Source organism: Ferribacterium limneticum (assembly GCF_020510565.1).
Taxonomy (GTDB): domain Bacteria; phylum Pseudomonadota; class Gammaproteobacteria; order Burkholderiales; family Rhodocyclaceae; genus Azonexus; species Azonexus limneticus_B.
Genome location: NZ_CP075189.1, coordinates 3,500,293 through 3,522,527, shown reverse-complemented (window position 1 = coordinate 3,522,527; position 22,235 = coordinate 3,500,293). Strand labels below are relative to the sequence as shown.

The following is a 22,235-nucleotide window of genomic DNA, read 5'->3' as shown; positions in this document are numbered from 1 at the left end:
TCGCCGCATTTTAAGGATTCAACATGCGCTTCCACTTCCCCGTCATCATCATTGACGAAGACTTCCGTTCGGAGAACACCTCCGGTCTCGGTATCCGCGCGCTGGCCGAAGCCATCGAGAAGGAAGGCCTGGAAGTGCTGGGGGTCACCAGTTACGGCGACCTGACCTCGTTCGCCCAGCAGCAGAGCCGCGCCTCGGCTTTCATCCTGTCAATTGACGACGAAGAGCTGGCTCTTGAGCCGGAAGAGACGCTGGCCGAGCTGCGTGCCTTCGTCAAGGAAATCCGCAACCGCAATGCCGAGATCCCGATCTTCCTGCACGGTGAGACGCGCACTTCGCGCCACATTCCGAACGACGTGCTGCGTGAGCTGCATGGCTTCATCCACATGTTCGAAGACACGCCGGAATTCATCGCCCGCAACGTCAAGCGCGAAGCCCGCGCCTACCTCGACTCGCTGCCGCCGCCGTTCTTCCGCGCACTGGTTCATTACGCGGCGGACGGCTCGTATTCCTGGCATTGCCCGGGCCACTCCGGTGGCGTCGCTTTCCTGAAGTCGCCGGTCGGCCAGATGTTCCACCAGTTTTTCGGCGAGAACATGCTGCGTGCCGACGTCTGCAATGCTGTCGAGGAACTCGGCCAGTTGCTCGACCATACCGGCCCGGTCGCCGCTTCCGAGCGCAATGCGGCGCGCATTTTCAATTCGGACCATCTGTATTTCGTGACCAATGGCACCTCGACCTCGAACAAGATCGTCTGGCACTCGACCGTCGCGCCCAACGACATCGTTGTCGTCGACCGCAACTGTCACAAGTCCATCCTGCACGCCATCATGATGACCGGCGCCATCCCGGTATTCCTGATGCCGACGCGCAACAATTTCGGCATTATCGGGCCGATCCCGAAGTCGGAATTCCTCTGGGAGAACATCCAGAAGAAGATCGCCGCCAACCCGTTCATCACCGATAAGACGGCCAAGCCGCGCGTTCTGACCATCACCCAGTCGACCTACGACGGCATCCTCTACAACGTCGAGGACATCAAGCAGGAGCTGGATGGCAAGATCGACACGCTGCATTTCGACGAAGCCTGGCTGCCGCATGCCGCTTTCCACGATTTCTATGGCGATTACCACGCCATCGGCGCTGATCGTCCGCGCTGCAAGGAGTCGATGATTTTTTCGACGCAGTCGACGCACAAGCTGCTGGCCGGCTTGAGCCAGGCCTCGCAGATTCTCGTCCAGGATGCGGAGAACCAGAAGCTCGACCGCGATATCTTCAACGAAGCCTATCTGATGCACACCTCGACTTCGCCGCAGTACTCGATCATCGCCTCGTGCGATGTGGCGGCGGCGATGATGGAGGAGCCGGCCGGTACGGCGCTGGTCGAGGAATCGATTGCCGAGGCCCTCGATTTCCGCCGCGCCATGCGCAAGGTGGACGAGGAGTGGGGCGCCGACTGGTGGTTCAAGGTCTGGGGGCCGGACGACCTGTCCGAGGAAGGTATCGAGGAGCGCGAAGCCTGGATGCTCAAGCCGGGCGAGCGCTGGCACGGCTTCAACAACCTGGCCGACGGCTTCAACATGCTCGACCCGATCAAGGCAACGATCATCACCCCGGGCCTCGACGTCGATGGCGACTTTGCCGACGAATTCGGTATCCCGGCCGCCATCGTCACCAAGTACTTGGCCGAACACGGCGTTATCGTCGAGAAGTGCGGCCTGTACAGCTTCTTCATCATGTTCACCATTGGCATCACCAAGGGCCGCTGGAACACGCTGGTGACGGCGCTGCAGCAGTTCAAGGACGATTACGACAAGAACCATCCGCTGTGGAAGGTGCTGCCCGAGTTCGTACAGAAGAACCCGCGCTACGAGCGCGTCGGCCTGCGCGATTTGTGCACGCAGATCCACAGCGTTTACAAGCAGAATGACGTGGCCCGCCTGACCACCGAGATGTATCTGTCGGACATGGTGCCGGCCATGCGTCCGGCCGATGCCTTCGCCAAGATGGCGCATCGCGATATCGAGCGCGTGCCGGTCGATGAACTCGAAGGCCGCGTCACGGCCGTGTTGCTGACCCCTTACCCGCCGGGTATTCCGCTGCTGATTCCGGGCGAGCGCTTCAACGCGACGATCTGCAACTACCTGAAGTTTGCCCGCGAATTCAATGCCCGCTTCCCCGGGTTCGAGACCGACGTCCATGGTCTGGTCAAGGGGGCCGATGGGCGTTACTACGTGGATTGCGTGCGCTGACAGGCACGAATCGTCGTTCGGTGCAGCGTGTAAAACGCTGCTCCGGACGACGATGATTTACTGCTTCCGGTAGGTGACGAAAGCGCAGCCCGCGCTTTTCAAATTTGATGTTTTTTTCCAGTTGACCGTGGAAATCTCGGGAAACCACGCATCGCCCTCGGGTTCGAGGTCGACTTCGGTGATTTCGAGGCGGTCGGCCAAGGCCATCGCCTGGGCGTAAATTTGCTCGCCGCCGATGATGAAAACGGTGTCGGCGGATGATGCCAGTTTCAGGCTGTTTTCCAGGGAATCGGCCAATTCGGCACCGGGGGCGGCGTAGTCGGTTTGCCGGCTGATCACGATGTTGCGCCGGCCGGGTAGCGGACGAAACCGCGGCGGTAGCGACTCCCAGGTCTTGCGCCCCATGATCACCGTGTGGCCGGCCGTCAGCGCCTTGAAGTGCGCCATGTCTTCGGGAATGTTCCAGATTAGCTGATTATCCTTGCCGATCACGCGGTTCTTCGCCACGGCGGCGATGATGACGACTTCAGTCATGGGGTTCGCTCCGGAAACGGCGCAAATGATTGATCAGTCCGCGCGTCGACGGGTCGAGACCGTCGGTCGGCGCCTCGTCGCGTATGCAGGGGGCGAGCTTGCCGGCCAGTTGCTTGCCGAGTTCGACGCCCCACTGATCGAAGGAGTTGAGGTTCCACAGCACGCCAAGGCAGAAAACCTTGTGTTCGTAGAGCGCGATGAGTTGGCCCAGGGTGAAAGGGGTCAGCTCGGGCAGGATGAGCGTCGACGACGGCTGGTTGCCGGGAAAGCGGCGGAAGGCCAGCAAATGCTCGGGGATGCCGGCGGCGCGTGCTTCCTCGACAGTCTGGCCGAAAGCCAGCGCCGACGACTGGGCGAGGCAGTTGGCGAGCAGGCCGCTGTGGTGGCCAGGCAGCGGAAAGTCGGATTTGCCGAGGGCGATGAAATCGCAGGCAACCAGCGCGCTGCCCTGGTGCAGTAGCTGGAAGAATGAGTGCTGGCCATTGGTCCCGGCTTCGCCCCACAAAATCGGATTGGTCGGGTAATCGACCGCCAGACCGTCGCGGTTGGCGCGCTTGCCGTTGCTTTCCATTTCGAGCTGCTGCAGGTGCGAGGGCAGCAGGGCCAGCGAGTGGCTGTAGGGAAAGACTCCGTGGCTGTGGGCGTCGAGGAAGTTGGTGTTCCACAGCGCGACGAGGGCCAGCGTCAGTGGCAGGTTGCTGTCGGGCGTGGCTTTGAAGAAATGCTCGTCCATGGCGTGGGCGCCGGCGAGCAGTTGTTCGAAATGACGGAAACCGACGGCCAGCGCGATGGGCAGGCCGATGGCCGACCACAGCGAGAAGCGGCCGCCGACCCAGTCCCAGAATTCAAAGACGTTTTCCGGTGCGATGCCGAACTCGGCCGTGGCGGCCAGATTGGTCGAGGCGGCGACGAAATGCCGGGCAATGGCCGCTTCGTTGCCGGCCGCGGCGACTATCCAGTTGCGCGCGGTACGCGCGTTGGCCATGGTTTCCAGCGTCGTGAAGGTCTTGCTGGCGACGATGAACAGGGTGCTGCGCGGGTTGAGGCGGGTCAGCGTGCTGGCCAGATCGGCGCTGTCGAGGTTGGAGACGAAATGGACGTTGATGTCGGGCTGCTGGAAGGCGGCCAGGGCGTGGACGGCCATGCGCGGGCCGAGATCCGAACCGCCGATGCCGATATTGACGACATCCGTGATGCGCTCACCCGAAAAGCCTCGCCATTGGCCGCCGTGGATCTGTTCGCAAAAGCCGGCCAGGCGGGCGAGCACGCTTTTGACCTCGGGCGGTGCCGCATCACCGGCGCGCAGGTCGGCATGGCGGACCGCGCGGCCTTCGGTGTGATTGATCGGCTCGCCGGTGCGCATGCGCTCGATCCAGGTGCGCAAGCCGGCCTGTTCGGCCAGTTGCCGAAGCAAGCCCATGGTGTGCTGGTCGAGGCGCTGTTTCGAGTAGTCGAGCAGGAGATTGTCGGCCTGCACCGAGAAGCGATAGAAACGCGCCGGATCAGCTGAAAATAGGTCGCGCAGGTGGCGGTGCTTGATGCTGCGCGCGTGTTCGGCCAGCGCGAGCCAGGCGGGACGAAGTGGCACCTGCATGGTCAGACGGCCACCTGGGCGGCGATGTGCGGATGCGGGTCGTAGCCGTCGAGACGGAAGTCTTCGAATTTGAAGGCAAAAATGTCGTTGACCGTGGGAGTGATCCACATCGTCGGCAGCGGGCGCATTTCGCGCGAAAGCTGGAGTTTGGCCTGGTCAAAATGATTCGAATAAATGTGCGCGTCGCCGAATGTATGGACGAATTCGCCCGGCTGGTAGCCGCAGACCTGGGCCAGCATGAGGGTAAGCAAGGCGTAGGAAGCGATGTTGAACGGCACACCGAGAAAGATGTCAGCGCTGCGCTGGTAGAGCTGGCAGGACAGCTTGCCATTCGCCACGTAGAACTGGAACAGGCAATGGCAGGGCGGTAGCGCCATGCTGTCGACGTCGCCCGGATTCCATGCGGAAACAACATGGCGGCGCGAGTCGGGGTTGTTCTTGAGGCTGCCCACCAGTTGCGTGATCTGGTCGATCACACGCCCGTCCGGCGTTTCCCAGCGGCGCCACTGTTTGCCGTAAACCGGTCCGAGATCGCCGTTTTCGTCGGCCCATTCGTCCCAGATGCGGACGCCGTTTTCCTTGAGGTAGGCGATATTGGTGTCGCCCTGCAGGAACCACAGCAATTCGTGAACAATGGACTTCAGATGGAGCTTCTTGGTCGTGACCATCGGGAAACCCTTGGCTAGATCGAAACGCATCTGCCAGCCAAAGACCGAGCGCGTGCCGGTGCCGGTGCGGTCGGATTTTTCGTGCCCGTTCTCGAGAACGTGGCGCATCAGGTCAAGGTAGGGCTGCATCGAGTCGGCTGTCCGGAGCTATCAATAAACGATCTATTCTACATGGCAGGCCGAAACGTCGCTCGGCCACAGAGGCGAAATTATCCACTGGTAATATTGCCGGAATGTGGAAATTACTCACGGCAGACGGCGATTTGTCGGTTTACACTGTTAAAAAATAATTATTGAAGGAGGGGGGCGGTGCTCAACAAGGTAGCCAATCTGGGCGGGTTCTTTGCCCAGAAATCAGATCATCCACTGGCCAATGCGCGCGAATTGCGCAGAGTCCTCAGCGAATTGCCCAAGGACAACGCCTTCAAGGCGCTCGACGAAATCTCCGGTTGGCTCGAATCGCTGGAAGGCGTCAGTAATTTTCCCAGTGGCACCTTGTACGAGGTTCTCGAGCAGTTCGAGGAAGCGGCTCAGCCGCATCTGAAGCGTCTTTCCCGCGAGTATTTCGGGAGCGTTCGTCTGTCGAAATCCGAAGAAAACCGTCTGTGGTCGATCAATTATGCTTTCTGGACCCGCCTGGGCGCCGCCTATGAGCGCTGTCTGCCGGCCATCGGCGAGAAAGGTCGGCCCGGCGAGTTGCCGAAGTTGGTGCTGCCGACATTATGCGTTCGCTTGATGGTAGCCCTCGGCCGGGCCCTCAAGTGGGAACAGTTTCATTATGGCCCGTCGCGGGACATCTGTTGGCAGAGCCTGGGGCGCGCCTTGATGGCGGCTGAGGAGGCGGGCGTGGCAGGCAAGGCGGTAGCCTTGCCGGGCAGGAGTGGCATGACCTCCCCGCTGCACGAATACCAGAAAGTCATGATATTCCAGGCGGCGTCGCTCGATAGCCTGCTGCCGGTCGGCATCGAGCTGGCCGAACAGATCATCGCCCATTTTCTGCCCGGTTTTGTATTTACCGTCGAGGCTCAGATTGATAGCGTCTATTGGGTCGATCTCAAGCTGGCTCAGCCGCCGCTGCGCCTGGCGCGCCGGCCGGCCAAGGCCGAGCCGACGCAGCGCTTCCTCAAGCCCGGCGCGGCCCACGAGGCGATGCAGGCGGTCCTCGAGACGCTGGAGCGAGGTGGCGACATGCCGCCCGAAATCAGTCTTGGCGGACAGTATCCGGTCAAGCTGCTGGTCACGGTGTTCCGCCATTTGACCAACTACCTTTCACCGATGCCGCCGCAGCGCCTGCACGACCGCCATCGCGTCACGCACCGCATGTCGGTGCTGAATGGACTGGTCAACGCTTTCGTTGTTTTCTCCGATGAGTTTGGCGGTCAGGCGGCGGGTTTGCCGACGGACACTTGGGTTGCCGAAAATGTCAGTCGCGGTGGCTTCGGCGCCTTGCTCAGAAGTGCGCCGGGCGAATGGCTGAAGGTCGGCGCCCTCGTTGCCATGCAGCCGGAAGGCGGTGACAACTGGCTGCTCGGGGTGATTCGCCGTTATCACCGGCTATCCGAAAAGGATGCCCGCGTCGGCATTCAGGCTTTGGCCACGAAAGCGCTGGCGGTAGAAGTGCAGATTCGGGCCGTGTCCAGCTATGCCGCGGCAGCGGGAACACCGACCCTGATGCTGCTCGACGGCAACGAGGCCGATGAGTTTCGGATCATCTTGCCGCCGATGACCTTCGACCAGCGCGAAAGCCTGGAATATGTCCGGGATGGTCAGCGCTTCCTGCTGACGCCGATTGCCCTGAGCGAGCAGACCGCCGATTACGAACTGGCGCGCTATCGCCGGAGTTCGCTCGGCTGATCAGGACTTGGGTGGGCGAATTCCCGATTTGGGCCGGAAAGCCTTGATCACTGCCTCATTCGTTTCGACATAAGGGCCACCGATCAGGTCGATGCAATAAGGCACGGCGGCGAAGATGCCGACGTGGGCGACCGTCCCGTCAGCGTTGCGAACGCCTTCGAGCGTTTCTTTGATCGATTTCGGCTGGCCGGGCAGGTTGATGATCAGCGCCTGCTTGCGGACGACGGCCACTTGCCGCGAGAGGATCGCGGTCGGCACGAAATTGAGGCTGATCCGCCGCATTTCTTCGCCGAAGCCGGGCATTTCCTTGTCGGCGACGGCCAGCGTCGCTTCCGGCGTGACGTCGCGCAAGGCCGGGCCGGTGCCGCCGGTGGTCAGGACCAGATGGCAATTGCTACGGTCAACCAGAGAAATCAGCGTATTTTCAATTGTCTCGCGGTCGTCGGCGATCAGCCGGGTTTCGACGCGCCACGGCGTAGTCAGCGCCGAAGTCAGCCATTCCTGCAGGGCAGGGATGCCCTTGTCTTCATAGACGCCGGTCGACGCGCGGTCGCTGATCGAAACGAGGCCGACGACCAGTTCATCATTCATCGCCAGCTTTCTGTTCAGCCGCGGGCGTGCCCTGCTTGTCGAGTTCCTGCAGTATCTGGAAAATGGCGCGGAAATTTTTCGGCGGCTTGTTGTTTTCCTGCTCCTTCAACGCATTACGACGCAGCTGGCGCATGTGCTGGAGGTCGATGGAGGGCCAGACTGCTGCAATTTCAGCCAGATAGGCTTCGTCTTCGAGGAAGCGATTGCGGAAACGCTCGAGGCGATGCAACCGCGCCGTCTCGGCTGAGGATTCGCCGCGCAGCATGGCCAGGCCGGCGCGGATCGGTTCGTCGTCGACGCCGCGCATGAGCTTGCCGAGATACGCTACCTGCCGGCGATGGGCGCCGTGGGCAGTGATCTTCTGGCATTCGCGCACCGCTTCGAAAATGTTTTCCGGCAGCTTGATCGCCTTCAGTTGGCCGACCGAAAGCTCGACCAGTTCGGCGCCAAGATCGCGCAATTCATGCATCGCCTCTTTCTTTTTGGTCTTCGAGGGGCGGCCGGTGTCTTCGGTGAAATCTTCTTCTTGCATGGGGTGCGTCCGGTGCTGGCAATAACGGGCTGTTATGATAGCGGCTTTCCCGCTCCGACGCCGCCTCCATGTCCGAAACTGCCGCATTTTCCTATTCCCACGCCACCCTGCAACAGCTCTCCGAGGATGTCCTCAAGCACGCCAGGAGCAAGGGAGCGACGGCCTGCGAGGTCGATGTCTCCGAAGGCTTCGGGCAGTCGGTGACGGTGCGCTGCGACGAGGTCGAGACCATCGAGTTCAATCGCGACAAGGGGATCGGCATCACGATCTACTCCGGCCAGCGCAAGGGCTACGCCAGCACCTCCGATTTTTCGGCCCAGGCGCTGCGTGAAACGGTCGAGGCGGCGCTCGACATCGCCCGCTTTACGGCCGAGGACGATTGCGCCGGGCTGGCCGATGCAGCGCTGATGGCCAAGGATGTCCCGGATCTCGATTTGTACCATCCCTGGGCGTTGACCGTAGAGGACGCTATCGAAACGGCGCGTCGTTGCGAACAGGCGGCTTTTGAAGCCAGTCCGCTGGTCAGTAATTCCGAAGGTGCCTCGATTTCGACGCAGCAGGCGCATTTCGTCTCGGCCAACAGCCTTGGCTTCATGGGCGGCTACCCGACTTCGCGCCATTACATTTCGTGCTCGGTGATTGCTGGCGAGCAGGATGCCATGCAGCGCGACGACTGGTACACGACGCATCGCAATGCCAGCCGTCTCGACGACGCCGCGCAGGTCGGCCGTATTGCCGCCGAACGGGCGATTGCTCGCTTGGGCGGGCGCAAGGTCAAGACCGGCGAATTCCCGATCATTCTCGAAGCGCCGCTGGCCGGCGGCCTGCTCGGCAGCCTGGTGCACGCGGCGAGCGGCGGAGCCTTGTACCGCAAGTCGTCCTTCCTGCTCGATCAGCTCGGCAAGAAAATCATGCCGGACTTCATCCAGATAGCCGAACGCCCGCATATTCCCTGCGGCCTGGGCAGTGCCTCCTTCGACAGCGACGGCGTGGCGACGCGCGACCGTGACCTGGTCACCAACGGCATCCTGCAGGGCTACTTCCTGAGCACCTACACGGCGCGCAAGCTGGGCATGCAGACGACGGCCAACGCTGGCGGTAGCCACAACCTGGTCATCGAACCCGGCGAACTTGGTCTGGAGGGCCTGATGGCAAAAATGGGCCGCGGCCTGCTCGTTACCGAACTGCTCGGCCACGGAATCAATTACGTGACCGGTGATTATTCGCGCGGCGCCGCCGGTTTCTGGATCGAGGATGGCAAGATCGCCTACCCGGTCGAGGAAATTACCATCGCCGGCAATCTCAAGTCCATGCTGGCCGGCATCGTCGCTGTCGGCAATGATGTCCAGGTGCGCGGCAGCAAGCAGACCGGCTCGATCATGCTTGACCGGATGACCATCGCCGGCGAGTGACCTGATGGGCATCGGGTCTGTTAGCCGCTGGTGTATTCAATGCTAATTGACTATTTTCCGTTTGCAATCAGGGGTTTCCCTGATCGGGTTTTCTCCAATCGCGGTTTTTCCTTCGTTTCCTAGAATGGGGTCTGTTGTAAAAACCTCAAAAATTCACTGTCTAGGAGACAAAATGCAACGTCGTGATTTTCTGAAAAAGGCTTCCATCGGCGCTGCCGCCGGTGCTGCCGCTACCGTCGCCGCACCGGCGATGGCCCAATCACTGCCCAGTATCAAATGGCGCCTGACGTCCAGCTTCCCGAAGAGCCTCGACACCATTTACGGCGGGGCCGAGCAACTGGCCAATCGCCTGCGCGAACTGACCGGCGGCAAATTCGACATCCGCGTCTTCCCGGGCGGTGAAATCGTCCCCGGCCTGCAGGCGCTGGACGCCGTGCAGCAGGGCACCGTCGAGTGCTGTCACACTGCTTCCTACTATTACGTCGGCAAGGATCGCACCTTCGCCTTCGGCACGACCATTCCTTTCGGCATGAATGCCCGCCAGACCAACGCCTGGATGTACCAGGGTGGCGGTCAGCAACTGCTCGACGAGTTCTATGCCGGCTACAACTGCGTCTCCTTCCCCGGCGGCAATTCCGGCACCCAGATGGGCGGCTGGTGGCGCAAGGAAGTGAAGACCGTGGCTGACCTTAAGGGCATCAAAATGCGTATCGGCGGCCTCGGTGGCGCCGTGCTGACGCCGCTTGGCGTCGTGCCGCAGCAGATCGCCGCCGGCGACATCTACCCGGCTCTGGAAAAGGGCACGATCGACGCGGCCGAGTGGATCGGTCCGTACGACGACGAGAAGCTGGGTTTCTACAAGGTTGCCAAGAATTACTACGGTCCGGGCTGGTGGGAGCCGAGCACCTGTCTCGAGTTCTTCGTCAACAAGAAGGAATGGGACAAGCTGCCCAAGGAATACCAGGCCGCCTTCGCCTGTGCCGCAGCCGAAGCCAACGTGACGATGACCGCCGAGTACGATCACAAGAATCCGATCGCGCTGGCCAAGTTGCTGCAAAACGGCGTCAAGCTGCATGCCTTCTCCAAGGAAATCATGGAAGCCGCCTACAAGTCGGCCCTGCAGCTCTACGCCGACGAGTCGGCCAAGAACCCGGCCTTCAAGAAGATCTACGACTCGTACACCAAGTACGCCAAGAGCCAGCGCGCCTGGTTTGCGGTGGCGGAAATGCCGATGGACCAGTTCAATCAGACGCATCGCTGATCGTTACCGGTCATTCATTCAAAAAAGGAGCTTCGGCTCCTTTTTTTATGGGCAGCGAACGGCGGTATCGCCGCAATGCATGGCGCAGTCGAGGGTTAGGGTTTTCCACTACTCGCAAAATATCGGCTCTTGGTGAAGAATGAGGCAATCGTCATGAACGGCGATCCCTATTTTTGGAGGAGACAACATGCAACGTCGTGATTTTCTGAAGAAAGCTTCCGTTGGTGCCGTCGCCGGCGCCGCCGCAACAGTCGCCGCTCCGGCCATCGCCCAGGCCCTGCCCAACATCAAGTGGCGCCTGACTTCCAGCTTCCCGAAGAGCCTGGACACCATTTACGGCGGTGCCGAAGTGCTGGCCAATCGCCTGCGCGCCATGACCGGCGGCAAGTTCGACATCCGCGTCTTCCCCGGCGGCGAAATCGTCCCCGGCCTGCAGGCGCTGGATGCTGTGCAGCAGGGCACCGTCGAGTGCTGCCACACCTGCTCGTACTATTACGTCGGCAAGGACAAGACCTTCGGCTTCGGCACCTCGGTCCCGTTCGGCATGACGGCGCGTCAGATGAACGCCTGGATCTACTACGGCGGCGGCCAGAAGCTGCTCGACGAGTTCTACTCCAACTACAACGTCCTCTCTTTTGCCGGCGGCAACACCGGCACCCAGATGGGCGGTTGGTGGCGCAAGGAAGTGAAGACCGTGGCTGACCTCAAGGGTATCAAGATGCGCATCGCCGGTCTCGGCGGCACCGTCTTCTCGGCGCTGGGCGTCGTGCCGCAGCAGATCGCCGGTGGCGACATCTACCCGGCGCTGGAAAAAGGCACCATCGATGCGGCCGAGTGGGTGGGTCCGTACGATGACGAAAAGCTGGGTTTCTACAAGGTTGCCAAGAATTATTACTACCCGGGGTGGTGGGAACCGGGCCCGACCATTCACTTCTTCGTGAACAAGGCCGAATGGGCCAAGCTGCCGAAGGAATATCAGGAAGCCTTCCAGGCCGCCGCCTTCGAAGCCAACGTGACGATGATGGCCGAATACGACCACAAGAACCCGGCGGCACTGGCCAAGCTGATGCAGGCTGGCGTCAAGGTCAAGGAGTTCTCGTCAGAAATTCTCAAGGCGACCTACAAGGCGGCAACCGACATGTATGTCGACGAAGCCGGCAAGAACCCGGCCTTCAAGAAGATCTACGTCGAGTACGACAAATACCGTCGAACCCAGTCGGCCTGGTTCAGTTTGGCCGAACGACGGATGGATGGATTCCTGCAGACCGGGAAGTAAGGCGCGCCACGGTCAACCCGAAAAAACCGCGAAATTCGCGGTTTTTTTATGGGTGTTCAGAGCTTCTTGCCGAACTCGATCAATTCCATGCGCCAGTTGTTGCGGGGCGCATCGTTTTCTATTTTTACGCTGGCCTTCACGCTCGGGGCATACCAGTAGGTTCGGGTAAAGGGGAAGCTTCTGCTGTTGCCCATATTGTGGACAGTGAAGTAGCCCTCCATGACCAGCTTGTAGGCGTCGAAACTGCCTGCTGGAACGGTTATTTTTTCCTGGCCGACGACCTTGACTTCGTACTGGCTGCGCCCGTCAGAACCGGTCGCCTTGTTCAAGGTCTTGCCTTCGTGGCGCCACTTGTCGCCCACGGCCAGGGGGAATTTGAATGCACGGGAAGCGGGCTCGAAACGGCTTTCCGGTGTTTCCAGTGGGTTCCATTCGGTGGTGTAGATTGCCGGGCTGCCATTTTCCGTTGCCTCGATCCGGTCGTTGTCGGTGGCTGTGATGATGCGTTCGGTTTGCCCGGTGACCAGTTGGGTAAGCCCGTCTTTCGTTTCATATTTCCAGCGATCGCCAACTTCGATGGCTGGACGTTCCACGTTCTGCGCGTGAGCCAGACCGCTAGCCAGCAGTGCCAGAGCCAGCATGCCGGGCCGGATTTTTGTGGGCAATAAATGGGTCATTTTCTCCTCCTCGTGCGATGTCGTTTAGCGATGCTGTTCGCATTGTGTAGGCAATAAAAAACCCGCGAAGTTCGCGGGCTTTTTGATTTTGGCCTTTTTTTCTGGTTGACCGTGAAGTCTGTTATTCCAGCAGGCTGCGCAGCATCCAGGCATTCTTTTCATGAATCTGCATGCGCTGGGTCAGCAGGTCGGCGGTTGGTTCGTCGCCGGCCTTGTCGACGATGGCGAAGATGCCGCGGGCGGTCTTGGTGACGGCTTCCTGACCGGCGACCAGTTGCTTGATCATGTCCTCGGCCGAGACCTTGCCTTCGCTTTCCTTGATTACCGTGAGCTTGGCGAATTCGCTGTAGGTGCCGGGGGCGGCGACGCCCAGGGCGCGGATGCGTTCGGCGATCAGATCCAGGGCGTTCCACAGTTCAGTGTATTGGTCCATGAACATCACGTGCAGCGTGTTGAACATCGGGCCGGTGACGTTCCAGTGGAAGTTGTGGGTTTTCAGGTAGAGGGTGAACGAGTCGGCGAGCAGATGGGACAAGCCGTCGGCGATTTTTTCGCGATCCTTCTTGGTGATTCCGATATCCATGATTTTCTCCCTTCGTTGATCAGGTGGACCTTTGACCAGAAAAACAAACTGGTCAGGCAACGATTGAATGATGCGCGTCTGGCTGGCGCGCCGCCAATTCATTTTGGCTATTCTCACGATAGCCCGGCCCATTTCCCACGGTCAACCGGAAAAAATGGCTATTTTTCAACAAAGGCGCGTTCGATCACGTAGTCGCCGAGCTTGCCGGTGTGATGGTTGCCGACTTCGAAGCCGCGAGCGTCGAGCATGGCAGCCGTGTCTTCGAGCATGGCCGGGCTGCCGCAGATCATGGCGCGGTCGGTGGCCGGGTCGAGCGGCGGCTGGCCGATGTCGGTAAAGAATTTCCCGGATTCGATCAGGTCGGTCAGGCGCCCCTCGTTGCGGAAGGGTTCGCGCGTCACTGTCGGGTAGTAAATGAGCTTTTCCTTGACCCAGTCGGCGAAGTACTCGTGCTCCTTGAGATCCTGCTCGATGTAGTCGTGGTAGGCCAGTTCATTGGTCCAGCGGACGCCGTGAATGAGGATGACTTTTTCGAAGCGCTCGTAGGTTTCCGGATCGTGGATCAGGCTCATGAAAGGCGCCAGGCCGGTGCCGGTGGCGAACATGAACAGGCGTTTGCCCGGCTTGAGGTCGCGCAATACCAGCGTGCCGGTGGGCTTCTTGCTGACCAGCAAGGGGTCGCCCGGCTTGAGGTGCTGCAGACGGGAAGTCAGCGGGCCGTCCTGGACCTTGATGCTGAAGAACTCGAGATATTCCTCATGGTTGGCGCTGGCGATGCTGTAGGCGCGGGTCAGCGGGCGGCCATCGACTTCCAGACCGATCATCACGAACTGGCCGTTGGTGAAGCGCAGGCCGGGGTCGCGGGTGGTGCGGAAGGTGAACAGACTGTCGTTCCAGTGATGGACGGAAGTGACGGTTTCGGTGGCCAGGTTGCTCATGCTGATGCTCCTTCTTGTGCAGAATGAGACCGATATTAGGCGGCATCGTTTATTGATAAAAGCGGGTAATTTGTATATCAGTCATCTAAAATTCAGATATGAAAATTACGCTGCGCCAGATCGAAGTCTTTGCCGCCATCGCCCGTCTGGAAAATGTTTCGCGGGCGGCGGCGCAGCTCAACATGTCGCAATCGGCAGCGAGCACGGCCCTGCTCGAGCTGGAGCGCCATTTCGATTGCCCGCTGTTCGACCGCATCGGCAAATCGCTGCGCCTCAATGGCAGCGGGCGCGGCTTGCTGCCGCAGGCCGAAGATATTCTGGCCCGGGCCGGTGAGGTCGAGGGCTACCTGGCTGGCGGTCGTCTGGCCCCGGTTGCCGTCGGGGCGACACTAACTATTGGCAACTATCTGGCCACGCTGGTGGTCGTTGAATACCTGCAAAAGAATCCCGGCAGCCGGGTCGATCTCAGTGTCTGCAACACGCAGCAGGTGATCGAACGCCTGCGCCGCTTCGAGCTCGATCTCGGCTTGATCGAGGGCGAAGCCAGTGATTCCGATCTGATTTTCGAACCCTGGCTCGATGACGAACTGGTCGTCTTCTGCGCCCCCTCACATCCTCTGGCGGCGGCCGGATCGGCGCGGTCGACCGCGCTGGCGGCGCAAAAATGGATAGTCCGCGAACCGGGTTCGGGAACGCGCGCCCTGTTCGACCGAGCCGTACGGGCTGTCGGCGTGGATCCCGACGTCTGTCTGCAGCTGGAGCATACCGAGGCCATCAAGCGCGCCGTCGAATCCGGCCTGGGCATCGGCTGCCTGTCGCGGTTATCGCTGCGCGAAGCACTGCGGCGCGGCAGTCTGGTCGAGATCAAAACGCCGGAACTGGCGCTACGCCGGCGCTTCCAGTTCGTCCGCCAGCGCCAGCGCCATGTCAGCACCGCAACCCAAATGTTCATCGACGAGTGCCTGCGTTTCTCGGCCAGGGCGACCGACACCAGCGAACTGGCCCTGCCCTTCATCCCCTGAGCAGGACGAAAAAAAAGCGGGGTCCGCAGACCCCGCCCTGATGCGAGCTGGCGAAATTACTTGCTGTCGCTCTGCAGGCCCTTGAGCAGGGCTGCCGCATCCGCGTCCTCGTTGCCTTCCTTCTTTTCGTCGGGTTCCTCTTCGCTCTGTTTCATGAGCGAGTCGAGATCGATGGCGGCCGGCGCTTTGCCTTCCTTCTCCAGGCGCTGCTGTTCTTTCTGCGCCTCGTCGCCGTAGCTGACGATGTTCGGGAAGATGATGATCAGCGCGACCATGATGATCTGGATGCAGACGAAGGGAATGGCACCCCAATAAATGTCGGTCGTCTTGATCGAACTGGGGGCCACCGAGCGCAGGTAGAACAGCGCGAAGCCGAAAGGCGGATGCATGAACGAAGTCTGCATATTGACCGCGAGGAGCACGCCGAACCAGACCAGATCGATGCCCAGCTTGTCGGCCACCGGGGCGAGCAGCGGCACGATGATGAAGGACAGTTCGAAAAAGTCGAGGAAGAAGGCGAGTATGAAGACCAGCAGGTTGACCACAATCAGGAAGCCGACCTGGCCGCCGGGCAGTCCGAGCAGCAGGTGTTCGACCCACAGGTCGCCATTGACGCCTCGGAAGATCAGGCCGAAAACCGTCGAGCCGACGAGGATGAAGATCACGAACGACGACAGCTTGCCGGTCGTTTCCATGGCCTGCTTGAGCAGCTTGAAGCTCAGGCGTTTGCGGGCGATGGCCAGAATCAGCGCACCGGCTGCACCCATGGCGCCGCCCTCGGTCGGCGTCGCAATGCCGAGGAAAATGGTGCCGAGAACCAGGAAAATGAGGACCAGCGGCGGAACCAGCGTAGTCAGCACGCGAAGCAATAGCTTGAAACCACGCAGGGTGCGGGCTTCCGGCGGCAGGGCCGGGCACGTGGCTGGTTTGATGATCGACAGTACAAAGACGTAACCGACGTACAGCCCTGTCAGAATCAGGCCCGGGACGAAAGCGCCTTCGTACATGTCGCCAACCGACTTGCCGAGCTGGTCGGCCATGATGATCAGCACCAGCGACGGTGGAATGATCTGGGCCAGCGTGCCGGAAGCGGCGATGACGCCGGAGGCCAGTCGCTTGTCGTAACCGTAGCGGAGCATGATGGGCAGCGAGATCAGGCCCATCGAGATGACCGAGGCGGCAACCACGCCGGTCGTCGCAGCAAGCAGGGCGCCGACGAAGATGACCGCGTAGGCCAGGCCGCCGCGCATCGGGCCGAATAGCTGGCCGATGGTGTCGAGCAGGTCTTCGGCCATGCCCGATCGCTCGAGGATCAGTCCCATGAAGGTGAAGAACGGGATGGCCAGCAAGGTGTCGTTGGCCATGATGCCGAAGATCCGCTCCGGCAGAGCCTGAAAGAGTGCCGGGTGGAGCAGGCCGAGTTCAATGCCGATCAGGCCGAAGAAAATGCCGTTGGCAGCCAGCGCGAAGGCGACCGGATAGCCGAAAAGGAGGAATAGAACAAGCGCGCCAAACATCAGCGGTGCCATGTTGGCAATCATGAACTCCGCCATTATTTGGCCTCCTGTGCTTTGGCTGCAGCGATGGCTGCGGCCAGTTCTTCTTCGGCCGTCGGGCCCTTTTCCTTGTTGTTCGGGTCGTCAATTCGTCCGGCCAGGAAGCCAATGCGCTTGATCAGCTCGGATATGCCCTGCAGGGCGAGCAGCGTGAAGCCGATGGGTAGCAGGATCTTGACCGGCCAGCGAATCAGGCCTCCGGCATTGGAGGACATTTCCTGGATCTTGTACGATTCGGCGACCAGCGGCAGTGATAGCCAGAGTACGGTAACCACCATCGGCAGCAAGAAGAACAAGGTGCCGATGATGTCGATGACGGCCAGACCGCGCGGCGACAACTTGCCGGACAGCACGTCGATACGGACGTGCTCGTTTTTTTGCAGGGTATAAGGTGAGCAAAGCAGGAAAACAGCAGCGAACAGGTACCACTGGATTTCCAGCAGGCCGTTTGAACTGTCATTGAAGATAAAGCGGTAACTGGCGTTGCTGGCGCAGATGATGGTCATCACCAGCACCAGCCAGAATGCAGCTTTGCCGACGCGCTCATTGAGCCAGTCGATCAGCTGCGAGAGCTTGAGCAGAAGGGTCACGAAAAAGTCCTCCTCGGTTGATAGAATTCCCGGCTTCTAAGGCCGGGGTAAATTGAAAATCAAAGTGGGCCAAATTTACAGCGAAGGCGAGAGGCAGAGAATGGTGGAAATCCCTACAACCCGGACAACGCAAATCTGTCTGGTGCGCCACGGCGAGACCGAATGGAACGCCGAGCGGCGCATTCAGGGGCAGATCGACATCGGCCTCAACGAAACCGGTGTGCGCCAGGCCATGGCGGCCGGGCGCTGGCTCAGATCGGCCGGCATTGTCGCGCTCTACAGCAGCGATCTCAAGCGGGCATGGACCACGGCGCAATCAATTGGCGCCGAACTCGGGCTGGTGCCGACACCGGTGCCGGAAATGCGCGAGCGGCGCTACGGCGTCTTCGAAGGGCTGACTTACGACGAGGCGAAAGCCAATCATCCGGAAGGCTACGCCGCCTTCGAAGGGCGTAATGCCGACTACGATTTCGAGAAGGGCGAAAGCCTGATCACCATGTTCGAGCGCGTGACCGGCAAGCTCAAGGAACTGGCGGCACGCCATTCCGGCGAGACCATCGCCATCGTCCTGCACGGTGGCGTGCTCGATATCATCAACCGTTTTGTCCGTGGCAACTCGCTGGAAACGCCGCGCGATTTCCTGATTCCCAACGCCGGGATCAACTGGATTGCCACTGTGGACGGCCAGTGGAGCCTGAATGCGTGGGGCGAAACCGACCATCTCGAACCGGGCGCCCTTGACGAGCTTCCGGCATGATAAAATTCGACCCCTTTTCAATGGCTTGAGGCATTTGACATGTTTTCCGCGAAAGACACCCTGGCAAAAGTTGATCCTGAACTCTGGAAGGCCATGCAGGCCGAAGTGCAGCGTCAGGAAGACCACATCGAACTGATCGCGTCCGAAAACTACGTGAGCAAGGCCGTCATGGAAGCCCAGGGCTCCCAGCTCACCAACAAGTATGCCGAAGGCTACCCGGGCAAGCGTTACTACGGTGGCTGCGAATACGTCGACGTCGTCGAGCAGATCGCCATCGACCGTTTGAAGAAGCTGTTCGGCGCCGATGCCGCCAACGTCCAGCCGAATTCCGGTTCGCAGGCCAACCAGGCCGTGCTCATGGCCTTTGCCAAGCCGGGCGACACCATCATGGGCATGAGCCTGGCCGAAGGTGGTCACCTGACCCACGGCATGGCGCTCAACATGTCCGGCAAGTGGTTCAACGTCGTTTCCTACGGCCTCGATGCCAACGAAGCCATCGATTACGACAAGATGGAAGCGCTGGCCCGCGAGCACAAGCCGAAGATCATCGTCGCCGGCGCCTCGGCCTACGCCCTGCGTATCGACTGGGAACGCTTCGCCAGGATCGCCAAGGAAGTCGGCGCCATTTTCTGGGTGGACATGGCTCACTACGCCGGCCTGATCGCCGCCGGTTTCTACCCGAACCCGGTGCCCTTCGCCGATGTCGTGACCTCGACCACGCACAAAACTCTGCGCGGCCCGCGCGGTGGCGTCATCCTGATGAAGGCCGAGCACGAAAAGGCCCTCAATTCCGCCATCTTCCCCGGCCTGCAAGGCGGCCCGCTCGAGCACGTCATCGCAGCCAAGGCCGTCGCCTTCAAGGAAGCCGCGACGCCGGAGTTCAAGAACTACCAGGAACAGGTCATCAATAACGCCCGTGTCATGGCCCGCGTACTCGGCGAAGAGCGCGGTCTGCGCATCGTTTCCGGTCGCACCGAAAGCCACGTCTTCCTGCTCGACCTGCGGGCCAAGAACATCACCGGCAAGGAAGCCGAAGCCGCCCTCGGTCGCGCCCACATCACGGTCAACAAGAACGGCATCCCGAACGACCCGCAGAAGCCGTTCGTTACCTCCGGCATCCGCATCGGTTCGCCGGCCATGACGACGCGTGGTTTCACCGAAATCGAAGCTGAAACCATCGCCCATCTGGTGGCTGACGTGCTCGAGGCGCCGAACGACGAAGCCGTTGCCGCCACCGTGCGTGCCAAGGTTGCTGCCTTGTGCGCCAAGTTCCCGGTTTACGGCGCGTGAAAATTCCAGCGCTTGCCCGCACGGCGCTGCCTTGTTCGGGCGGCGCGCTGGAATTTTCGGGAGTTTGAAGTGAAATGCCCCTTCTGCGGCAACGACGACACGGCGGTTGTTGATACCCGCCTCTCCGACGAGGCGGATGTCGTTCGTCGCCGCAGAAAGTGCAACGCCTGTGACAAGCGTTTCACCACCTACGAGCGGGCTGAAATCCAGCTGCCGCAAGTGGTCAAGAAAAATGGCCTGCGCACCGAGTTCAGCCGGGCCAAGCTGCGCGCCAGTCTGGAACTGGCGCTGCGCAAGCGGCCGGTGTCGATTGAATCGGTCGATGCCGCTGTCGCCGATATCGAGGAAAGATTGCGTTCCGCCGGTGAGCGCGAGGTGACGACACAGCAACTGGGCGAACTGGTCATGCGCGAGCTCAAGAAGCTCGACAAAGTGGCCTACATCCGCTTCGCCTCGGTCTATCGCAACTTTGAAGACGTGGATGCCTTCTCCAAGGCGATCCGCGAAGTTTCGCCAACCTCCAAGAAAAAATGAGCTTTTCAGCCGTCGACTACGGCATGATGGCGCGCGCCCTGCAGCTGGCTGAGCGCGGCCTGTGGACGACATCGCCCAATCCGCGGGTTGGTTGCGTCGTGGTCCGCGACGGTGAAATCGTTGGCGAAGGCTGGCACGAGAAAGCCGGCGAGCCGCATGCCGAAGTCCATGCCCTGCGCGCCGCTGGCGAGAAAGCCAAGGGCGCGACGGCTTACGTGACGCTGGAGCCGTGCAGCCATCACGGCCGCACGCCGCCCTGCGCCGAGGCGCTGATTGCTGCCGGCGTTTCGCGCGTCGTGGCGGCAATGACCGATCCGAATCCGCTCGTGTCTGGCAAAGGCCTCGCCTTGTTGCAGGCGGCTGGTATCGAGACGGCGAGCGGTTTGCTGGAAAACGAGGCGCGCGAACTGAACATTGGCTTTGTCTCGCGCATGACGCGTGGCCGGCCGTGGTTGCGCCTCAAGGCGGCGGCCAGTCTGGATGGAAAGACGGCTCTCAACAACGGCGTCAGCCAGTGGATCACCGGTCCCGATGCGCGGCGTGACGGTCACGCCTGGCGGGCCCGTGCCTGCGCCATCCTGACCGGTATCGGCACCGTGCGCGACGACGATCCGAGTCTGACCGTGCGCGATGTGGCGACGACGCGTCAGCCTTTGCGCGTGGTAGTCGATAGCCGGCTGGAAATTCCGCTGACGGCGCGTGTTCTGCAAGGCGAGCCGGTGCTGATCGTTGGCGCCGTTGAAAATGCCGAAAAAATGGCATTGCTACGGTCAACCGGAAATTTCGTCGAAATTTTAAATGACGGCGCCGGCAAGGTTGACCTCAAGGCGCTACTCGAATTGCTTGCCCAGCGCGGCATCAACGAGGTGCATGCCGAAGCCGGCTTCAAGCTCAATGGTTCGCTGTTGCGCGAAGGTCTGGTCGATGAACTACTGCTCTATCTGGCGCCCTGCCTGATCGGCCACGACGCGAGCGGCTTGTTCAACCTACCTGAACTGACTAGGCTAGACGGCAAGCGGCGCTTGAAGATTCGCGATCTGCGCCAGCTTGGCGAAGATATTCGCCTGATCGCACGTTTCCCTTAGGCCCGCACACGGCACAATCGTCGTCTTTCCGGAAACGGACGGTGCGCCATTCCATGGTTAGCGCATCGAGCAGCAATAGCCGCCCGGTCAGCGTTTCACCGATGTCAGCTGCCAGCTTCAGGGCCTCGGCCGCCTGCATGGTGCCGATGATGCCGGTCAGCGGCGCGAAGACGCCCATCACGGCGCAGCGCACTTCCTCGACATCCTCGCCTTCAGGAAACAGGCAGTGGTAGCACGGCGAATCGTCGCGGCGCAGGTCGTAAACGCTGATCTGGCCATCGAAGCGAATGGCCGCACCGGACACCAGCGGCTTGCGGTGATGCACGCAGGCGCGATTGATGGCGTGCCGGGTGGCGAAATTGTCAGTGCAGTCGAGAACGAGGTCGGCGCTGGCAACCAGCGCATCGAGCGCTTCGCCCGATAGACGCTGCTGCAGCGGAATGATCTCAATGTCAGGATTGATGGCGCTCAGCGCCTGCCGGCCGGATTCGGCCTTGGCCATGCCGACACGTGCCTGGGTATGCAGAATCTGGCGTTGCAGATTAGTGAAATCGACCGTGTCGTCATCGACCAGCGTGATCCTGCCAATCCCTGCCGAGGCCAGATAGAGCGCCGCCGGCGAGCCAAGACCGCCAGCCCCGATGATCAGCGCGTGAGAGTCAAGAATGCGCGTCTGGCCTTCGATGCCCAGCGCGTCGAGCAGGATGTGCCTGCTATAACGGAGAAGCTGCTCGTCGGTCATTTTAGGATCGAGTTATTAGGATCGAGGATCGAGGATCGAGTGGTTTTGCTAAAAGCTCAATCCTCGATCCTAAATGCTACTTATATTCCCGCCACTCCGGCGGCGTGTCGTCATGGTCGCCGTGCGGGTGGTGTTCCCAGGCGTTCACATAGGCTTCCTGGGCTGAGCGTTTCAGGCGTTTTTCCGGGGCGCCGATGTTGTGCAGCTGGGTCTCTTCGACGTAGTAGATCAGCGCCCGGGTCAGTTTCGTGTACAGCGTGTTGTCGAGATGAAAACCCTTGTCGACCAGATGCTCGTCAAGCTCGCGCAAGGTGTGTTGCTGTAGATCGTAGCTGACACCCAGCGAGCGCTTTTCGAATCGGGCCTGAACCTCAAGTTCATCCAGATGCTGCAGGTCATCTGCCGCTTCGGGCACCTGGCCCGGCGGAAACTTGGAGAACAGGATTTCCCGGTTTTTCTTGAGGTCTGTGTCGGCCATCATCCCTCC

22 protein-coding genes are annotated in these 22,235 nt (G+C 60.8%); 10 read left to right on the top strand and 12 right to left on the bottom strand.

What is annotated here, in order from left to right; all coding sequences use genetic code 11:
* The first annotated feature begins 23 nt into the window (after positions 1 to 23).
* Positions 24 to 2,252: an arginine/lysine/ornithine decarboxylase gene (locus tag KI610_RS16900; protein WP_226496112.1), complete on the top strand. Its 2,229-nt coding sequence runs from the start codon at positions 24 to 26 to the stop codon at positions 2,250 to 2,252.
* Between the two features lie 57 nt (positions 2,253 to 2,309).
* Here the strand turns inward: KI610_RS16900 and KI610_RS16895 are convergent, their stop codons facing one another.
* The 3 genes from KI610_RS16895 to KI610_RS16885 are packed head-to-tail and all read right to left on the bottom strand — an operon-like array spanning position 2,310 to position 5,177.
* Entirely contained in the window at positions 2,310 to 2,786 is a 477-nt protein-coding gene (locus KI610_RS16895; protein ID WP_226496111.1) for a dihydrofolate reductase, read from the bottom strand.
* Positions 2,779 to 4,380, bottom strand: coding sequence for a glucose-6-phosphate isomerase (gene pgi / locus KI610_RS16890; protein ID WP_226496110.1), 1,602 nt, complete (start codon positions 4,378 to 4,380; stop codon positions 2,779 to 2,781). The genes KI610_RS16895 and pgi overlap by 8 nt, the downstream gene beginning before the upstream one ends.
* A gap of 2 nt (positions 4,381 to 4,382) precedes the next feature.
* Positions 4,383 to 5,177, bottom strand: coding sequence for a thymidylate synthase (locus KI610_RS16885; protein ID WP_226496109.1), 795 nt, complete (start codon positions 5,175 to 5,177; stop codon positions 4,383 to 4,385).
* 180 nt (positions 5,178 to 5,357) lie between these two features.
* Between KI610_RS16885 and KI610_RS16880 the strand changes: the two genes are divergently transcribed.
* On the top strand, positions 5,358 to 6,902 hold the full coding sequence (locus KI610_RS16880; RefSeq protein ID WP_226496108.1) for a hypothetical protein: 1,545 nt from the start codon (positions 5,358 to 5,360) through the stop codon (positions 6,900 to 6,902).
* On the opposite strand, the gene mog is transcribed toward KI610_RS16880, so the two are convergent.
* Together mog and yjgA are read right to left on the bottom strand one after the other, a co-directional pair.
* Positions 6,903 to 7,493, bottom strand: a complete 591-nt coding sequence (gene mog, locus KI610_RS16875; RefSeq protein WP_226496107.1) for a molybdopterin adenylyltransferase — start codon at positions 7,491 to 7,493, stop codon at positions 6,903 to 6,905.
* Entirely contained in the window at positions 7,486 to 8,025 is a 540-nt protein-coding gene (gene yjgA, locus KI610_RS16870) for a ribosome biogenesis factor YjgA (RefSeq protein WP_226496106.1), read from the bottom strand. The genes mog and yjgA overlap by 8 nt, the downstream gene beginning before the upstream one ends.
* A 68-nt stretch (positions 8,026 to 8,093) precedes the next feature.
* Between yjgA and pmbA the strand changes: the two genes are divergently transcribed.
* The 3 genes from pmbA (at position 8,094) to KI610_RS16855 (ending at position 11,974) form a co-directional block, all read left to right on the top strand.
* On the top strand, positions 8,094 to 9,437 hold the full coding sequence (gene pmbA, locus KI610_RS16865; RefSeq protein WP_226496105.1) for a metalloprotease PmbA: 1,344 nt from the start codon (positions 8,094 to 8,096) through the stop codon (positions 9,435 to 9,437).
* Positions 9,438 to 9,609: 172 nt separating this feature from the next.
* A complete protein-coding gene (locus tag KI610_RS16860) occupies positions 9,610 to 10,698 on the top strand; it encodes a TRAP transporter substrate-binding protein (RefSeq protein WP_226496104.1) in 1,089 nt (362 codons plus the stop codon).
* Positions 10,699 to 10,885: 187 nt separating this feature from the next.
* Positions 10,886 to 11,974, top strand: coding sequence for a TRAP transporter substrate-binding protein (locus KI610_RS16855; protein ID WP_226496103.1), 1,089 nt, complete (start codon positions 10,886 to 10,888; stop codon positions 11,972 to 11,974).
* Between the two features lie 56 nt (positions 11,975 to 12,030).
* Here the strand turns inward: KI610_RS16855 and KI610_RS16850 are convergent, their stop codons facing one another.
* The 3 genes from KI610_RS16850 to KI610_RS16840 all read right to left on the bottom strand — a co-directional run bounded on the left by KI610_RS16850 (position 12,031) and on the right by KI610_RS16840 (position 14,172).
* Entirely contained in the window at positions 12,031 to 12,651 is a 621-nt protein-coding gene (locus KI610_RS16850; protein ID WP_226496102.1) for a DUF3108 domain-containing protein, read from the bottom strand.
* A 121-nt stretch (positions 12,652 to 12,772) separates the two neighbouring features.
* Positions 12,773 to 13,234 carry a Dps family protein gene (locus tag KI610_RS16845; protein WP_226403745.1) on the bottom strand — a complete coding sequence of 154 codons (462 nt, stop codon included), beginning with the start codon at positions 13,232 to 13,234 and terminating at the stop codon, positions 12,773 to 12,775.
* A 158-nt stretch (positions 13,235 to 13,392) separates the two neighbouring features.
* Positions 13,393 to 14,172, bottom strand: a complete 780-nt coding sequence (locus tag KI610_RS16840; RefSeq protein WP_226496101.1) for a ferredoxin--NADP reductase — start codon at positions 14,170 to 14,172, stop codon at positions 13,393 to 13,395.
* Between the two features lie 98 nt (positions 14,173 to 14,270).
* Here KI610_RS16840 and KI610_RS16835 point away from each other — a divergent pair, with 98 nt between their 5' ends.
* Positions 14,271 to 15,194: a LysR substrate-binding domain-containing protein gene (locus KI610_RS16835; protein WP_226496100.1), complete on the top strand. Its 924-nt coding sequence runs from the start codon at positions 14,271 to 14,273 to the stop codon at positions 15,192 to 15,194.
* Positions 15,195 to 15,250: 56 nt separating this feature from the next.
* Here KI610_RS16835 and KI610_RS16830 read toward each other — a convergent pair whose 3' ends face one another.
* Together KI610_RS16830 and KI610_RS16825 are read right to left on the bottom strand one after the other, a co-directional pair.
* Positions 15,251 to 16,747, bottom strand: a complete 1,497-nt coding sequence (locus KI610_RS16830) for a TRAP transporter large permease (RefSeq protein WP_226496099.1) — start codon at positions 16,745 to 16,747, stop codon at positions 15,251 to 15,253.
* Positions 16,747 to 17,340: a TRAP transporter small permease subunit gene (locus KI610_RS16825; RefSeq protein WP_226496098.1), complete on the bottom strand. Its 594-nt coding sequence runs from the start codon at positions 17,338 to 17,340 to the stop codon at positions 16,747 to 16,749. Before KI610_RS16825 ends, KI610_RS16830 begins: the two co-directional genes overlap by 1 nt.
* Positions 17,341 to 17,440: 100 nt before the next feature.
* Between KI610_RS16825 and KI610_RS16820 the strand changes: the two genes are divergently transcribed.
* From KI610_RS16820 to ribD, 4 genes are all read left to right on the top strand, one after another.
* Positions 17,441 to 18,097: a histidine phosphatase family protein gene (locus KI610_RS16820; protein ID WP_226496097.1), complete on the top strand. Its 657-nt coding sequence runs from the start codon at positions 17,441 to 17,443 to the stop codon at positions 18,095 to 18,097.
* A 39-nt stretch (positions 18,098 to 18,136) separates the two neighbouring features.
* Positions 18,137 to 19,387: a serine hydroxymethyltransferase gene (glyA, locus tag KI610_RS16815; protein WP_226496096.1), complete on the top strand. Its 1,251-nt coding sequence runs from the start codon at positions 18,137 to 18,139 to the stop codon at positions 19,385 to 19,387.
* A gap of 69 nt (positions 19,388 to 19,456) precedes the next feature.
* A complete protein-coding gene (gene nrdR, locus KI610_RS16810; RefSeq protein ID WP_226403752.1) occupies positions 19,457 to 19,921 on the top strand; it encodes a transcriptional regulator NrdR in 465 nt (154 codons plus the stop codon).
* Positions 19,918 to 21,006 (top strand): bifunctional diaminohydroxyphosphoribosylaminopyrimidine deaminase/5-amino-6-(5-phosphoribosylamino)uracil reductase RibD, encoded by a 1,089-nt coding sequence (gene ribD / locus KI610_RS16805; RefSeq protein ID WP_226496095.1) that lies wholly within the window; start codon positions 19,918 to 19,920, stop codon positions 21,004 to 21,006. Before nrdR ends, ribD begins: the two co-directional genes overlap by 4 nt.
* Here ribD and KI610_RS16800 read toward each other — a convergent pair.
* Together KI610_RS16800 and KI610_RS16795 are read right to left on the bottom strand one after the other, a co-directional pair.
* Complete coding sequence (locus KI610_RS16800) at positions 20,921 to 21,748, bottom strand: HesA/MoeB/ThiF family protein (protein ID WP_226496094.1); 828 nt, start codon at positions 21,746 to 21,748, stop codon at positions 20,921 to 20,923. The two genes, ribD and KI610_RS16800, sit on opposite strands and share 86 nt — an antisense overlap.
* Positions 21,749 to 21,824: 76 nt before the next feature.
* Positions 21,825 to 22,226 carry a hypothetical protein gene (locus KI610_RS16795; protein WP_226496093.1) on the bottom strand — a complete coding sequence of 134 codons (402 nt, stop codon included), beginning with the start codon at positions 22,224 to 22,226 and terminating at the stop codon, positions 21,825 to 21,827.
* Between the last annotated feature and the right edge of the window lie 9 nt (positions 22,227 to 22,235).

What these genes read in the sequence shown, in the direction of transcription:
- KI610_RS16855 (WP_226496103.1), top strand. Translation starts at nt 10,886, where the DNA reads ATGCAACGTCGTGATTTTCTGAAGAAAGCTTCCGTTGGTGCCGTCGCC.
- pmbA (WP_226496105.1), top strand. Translation starts at nt 8,094, where the DNA reads ATGTCCGAAACTGCCGCATTTTCCTATTCCCACGCCACCCTGCAACAG.
- KI610_RS16895 (WP_226496111.1), bottom strand. Translation starts at nt 2,786, where the DNA reads ATGACTGAAGTCGTCATCATCGCCGCCGTGGCGAAGAACCGCGTGATC.
- KI610_RS16840 (WP_226496101.1), bottom strand. Translation starts at nt 14,172, where the DNA reads ATGAGCAACCTGGCCACCGAAACCGTCACTTCCGTCCATCACTGGAAC.
- KI610_RS16800 (WP_226496094.1), bottom strand. Translation starts at nt 21,748, where the DNA reads ATGACCGACGAGCAGCTTCTCCGTTATAGCAGGCACATCCTGCTCGAC.
- KI610_RS16835 (WP_226496100.1), top strand. Translation starts at nt 14,271, where the DNA reads ATGAAAATTACGCTGCGCCAGATCGAAGTCTTTGCCGCCATCGCCCGT.
- KI610_RS16845 (WP_226403745.1), bottom strand. Translation starts at nt 13,234, where the DNA reads ATGGATATCGGAATCACCAAGAAGGATCGCGAAAAAATCGCCGACGGC.
- KI610_RS16820 (WP_226496097.1), top strand. Translation starts at nt 17,441, where the DNA reads ATGGTGGAAATCCCTACAACCCGGACAACGCAAATCTGTCTGGTGCGC.
- glyA (WP_226496096.1), top strand. Translation starts at nt 18,137, where the DNA reads ATGTTTTCCGCGAAAGACACCCTGGCAAAAGTTGATCCTGAACTCTGG.
- pgi (WP_226496110.1), bottom strand. Translation starts at nt 4,380, where the DNA reads ATGCAGGTGCCACTTCGTCCCGCCTGGCTCGCGCTGGCCGAACACGCG.
- KI610_RS16850 (WP_226496102.1), bottom strand. Translation starts at nt 12,651, where the DNA reads ATGACCCATTTATTGCCCACAAAAATCCGGCCCGGCATGCTGGCTCTG.
- mog (WP_226496107.1), bottom strand. Translation starts at nt 7,493, where the DNA reads ATGAATGATGAACTGGTCGTCGGCCTCGTTTCGATCAGCGACCGCGCG.
- KI610_RS16860 (WP_226496104.1), top strand. Translation starts at nt 9,610, where the DNA reads ATGCAACGTCGTGATTTTCTGAAAAAGGCTTCCATCGGCGCTGCCGCC.
- KI610_RS16830 (WP_226496099.1), bottom strand. Translation starts at nt 16,747, where the DNA reads ATGGCGGAGTTCATGATTGCCAACATGGCACCGCTGATGTTTGGCGCG.
- KI610_RS16900 (WP_226496112.1), top strand. Translation starts at nt 24, where the DNA reads ATGCGCTTCCACTTCCCCGTCATCATCATTGACGAAGACTTCCGTTCG.
- KI610_RS16795 (WP_226496093.1), bottom strand. Translation starts at nt 22,226, where the DNA reads ATGGCCGACACAGACCTCAAGAAAAACCGGGAAATCCTGTTCTCCAAG.
- ribD (WP_226496095.1), top strand. Translation starts at nt 19,918, where the DNA reads ATGAGCTTTTCAGCCGTCGACTACGGCATGATGGCGCGCGCCCTGCAG.
- KI610_RS16885 (WP_226496109.1), bottom strand. Translation starts at nt 5,177, where the DNA reads ATGCAGCCCTACCTTGACCTGATGCGCCACGTTCTCGAGAACGGGCAC.
- yjgA (WP_226496106.1), bottom strand. Translation starts at nt 8,025, where the DNA reads ATGCAAGAAGAAGATTTCACCGAAGACACCGGCCGCCCCTCGAAGACC.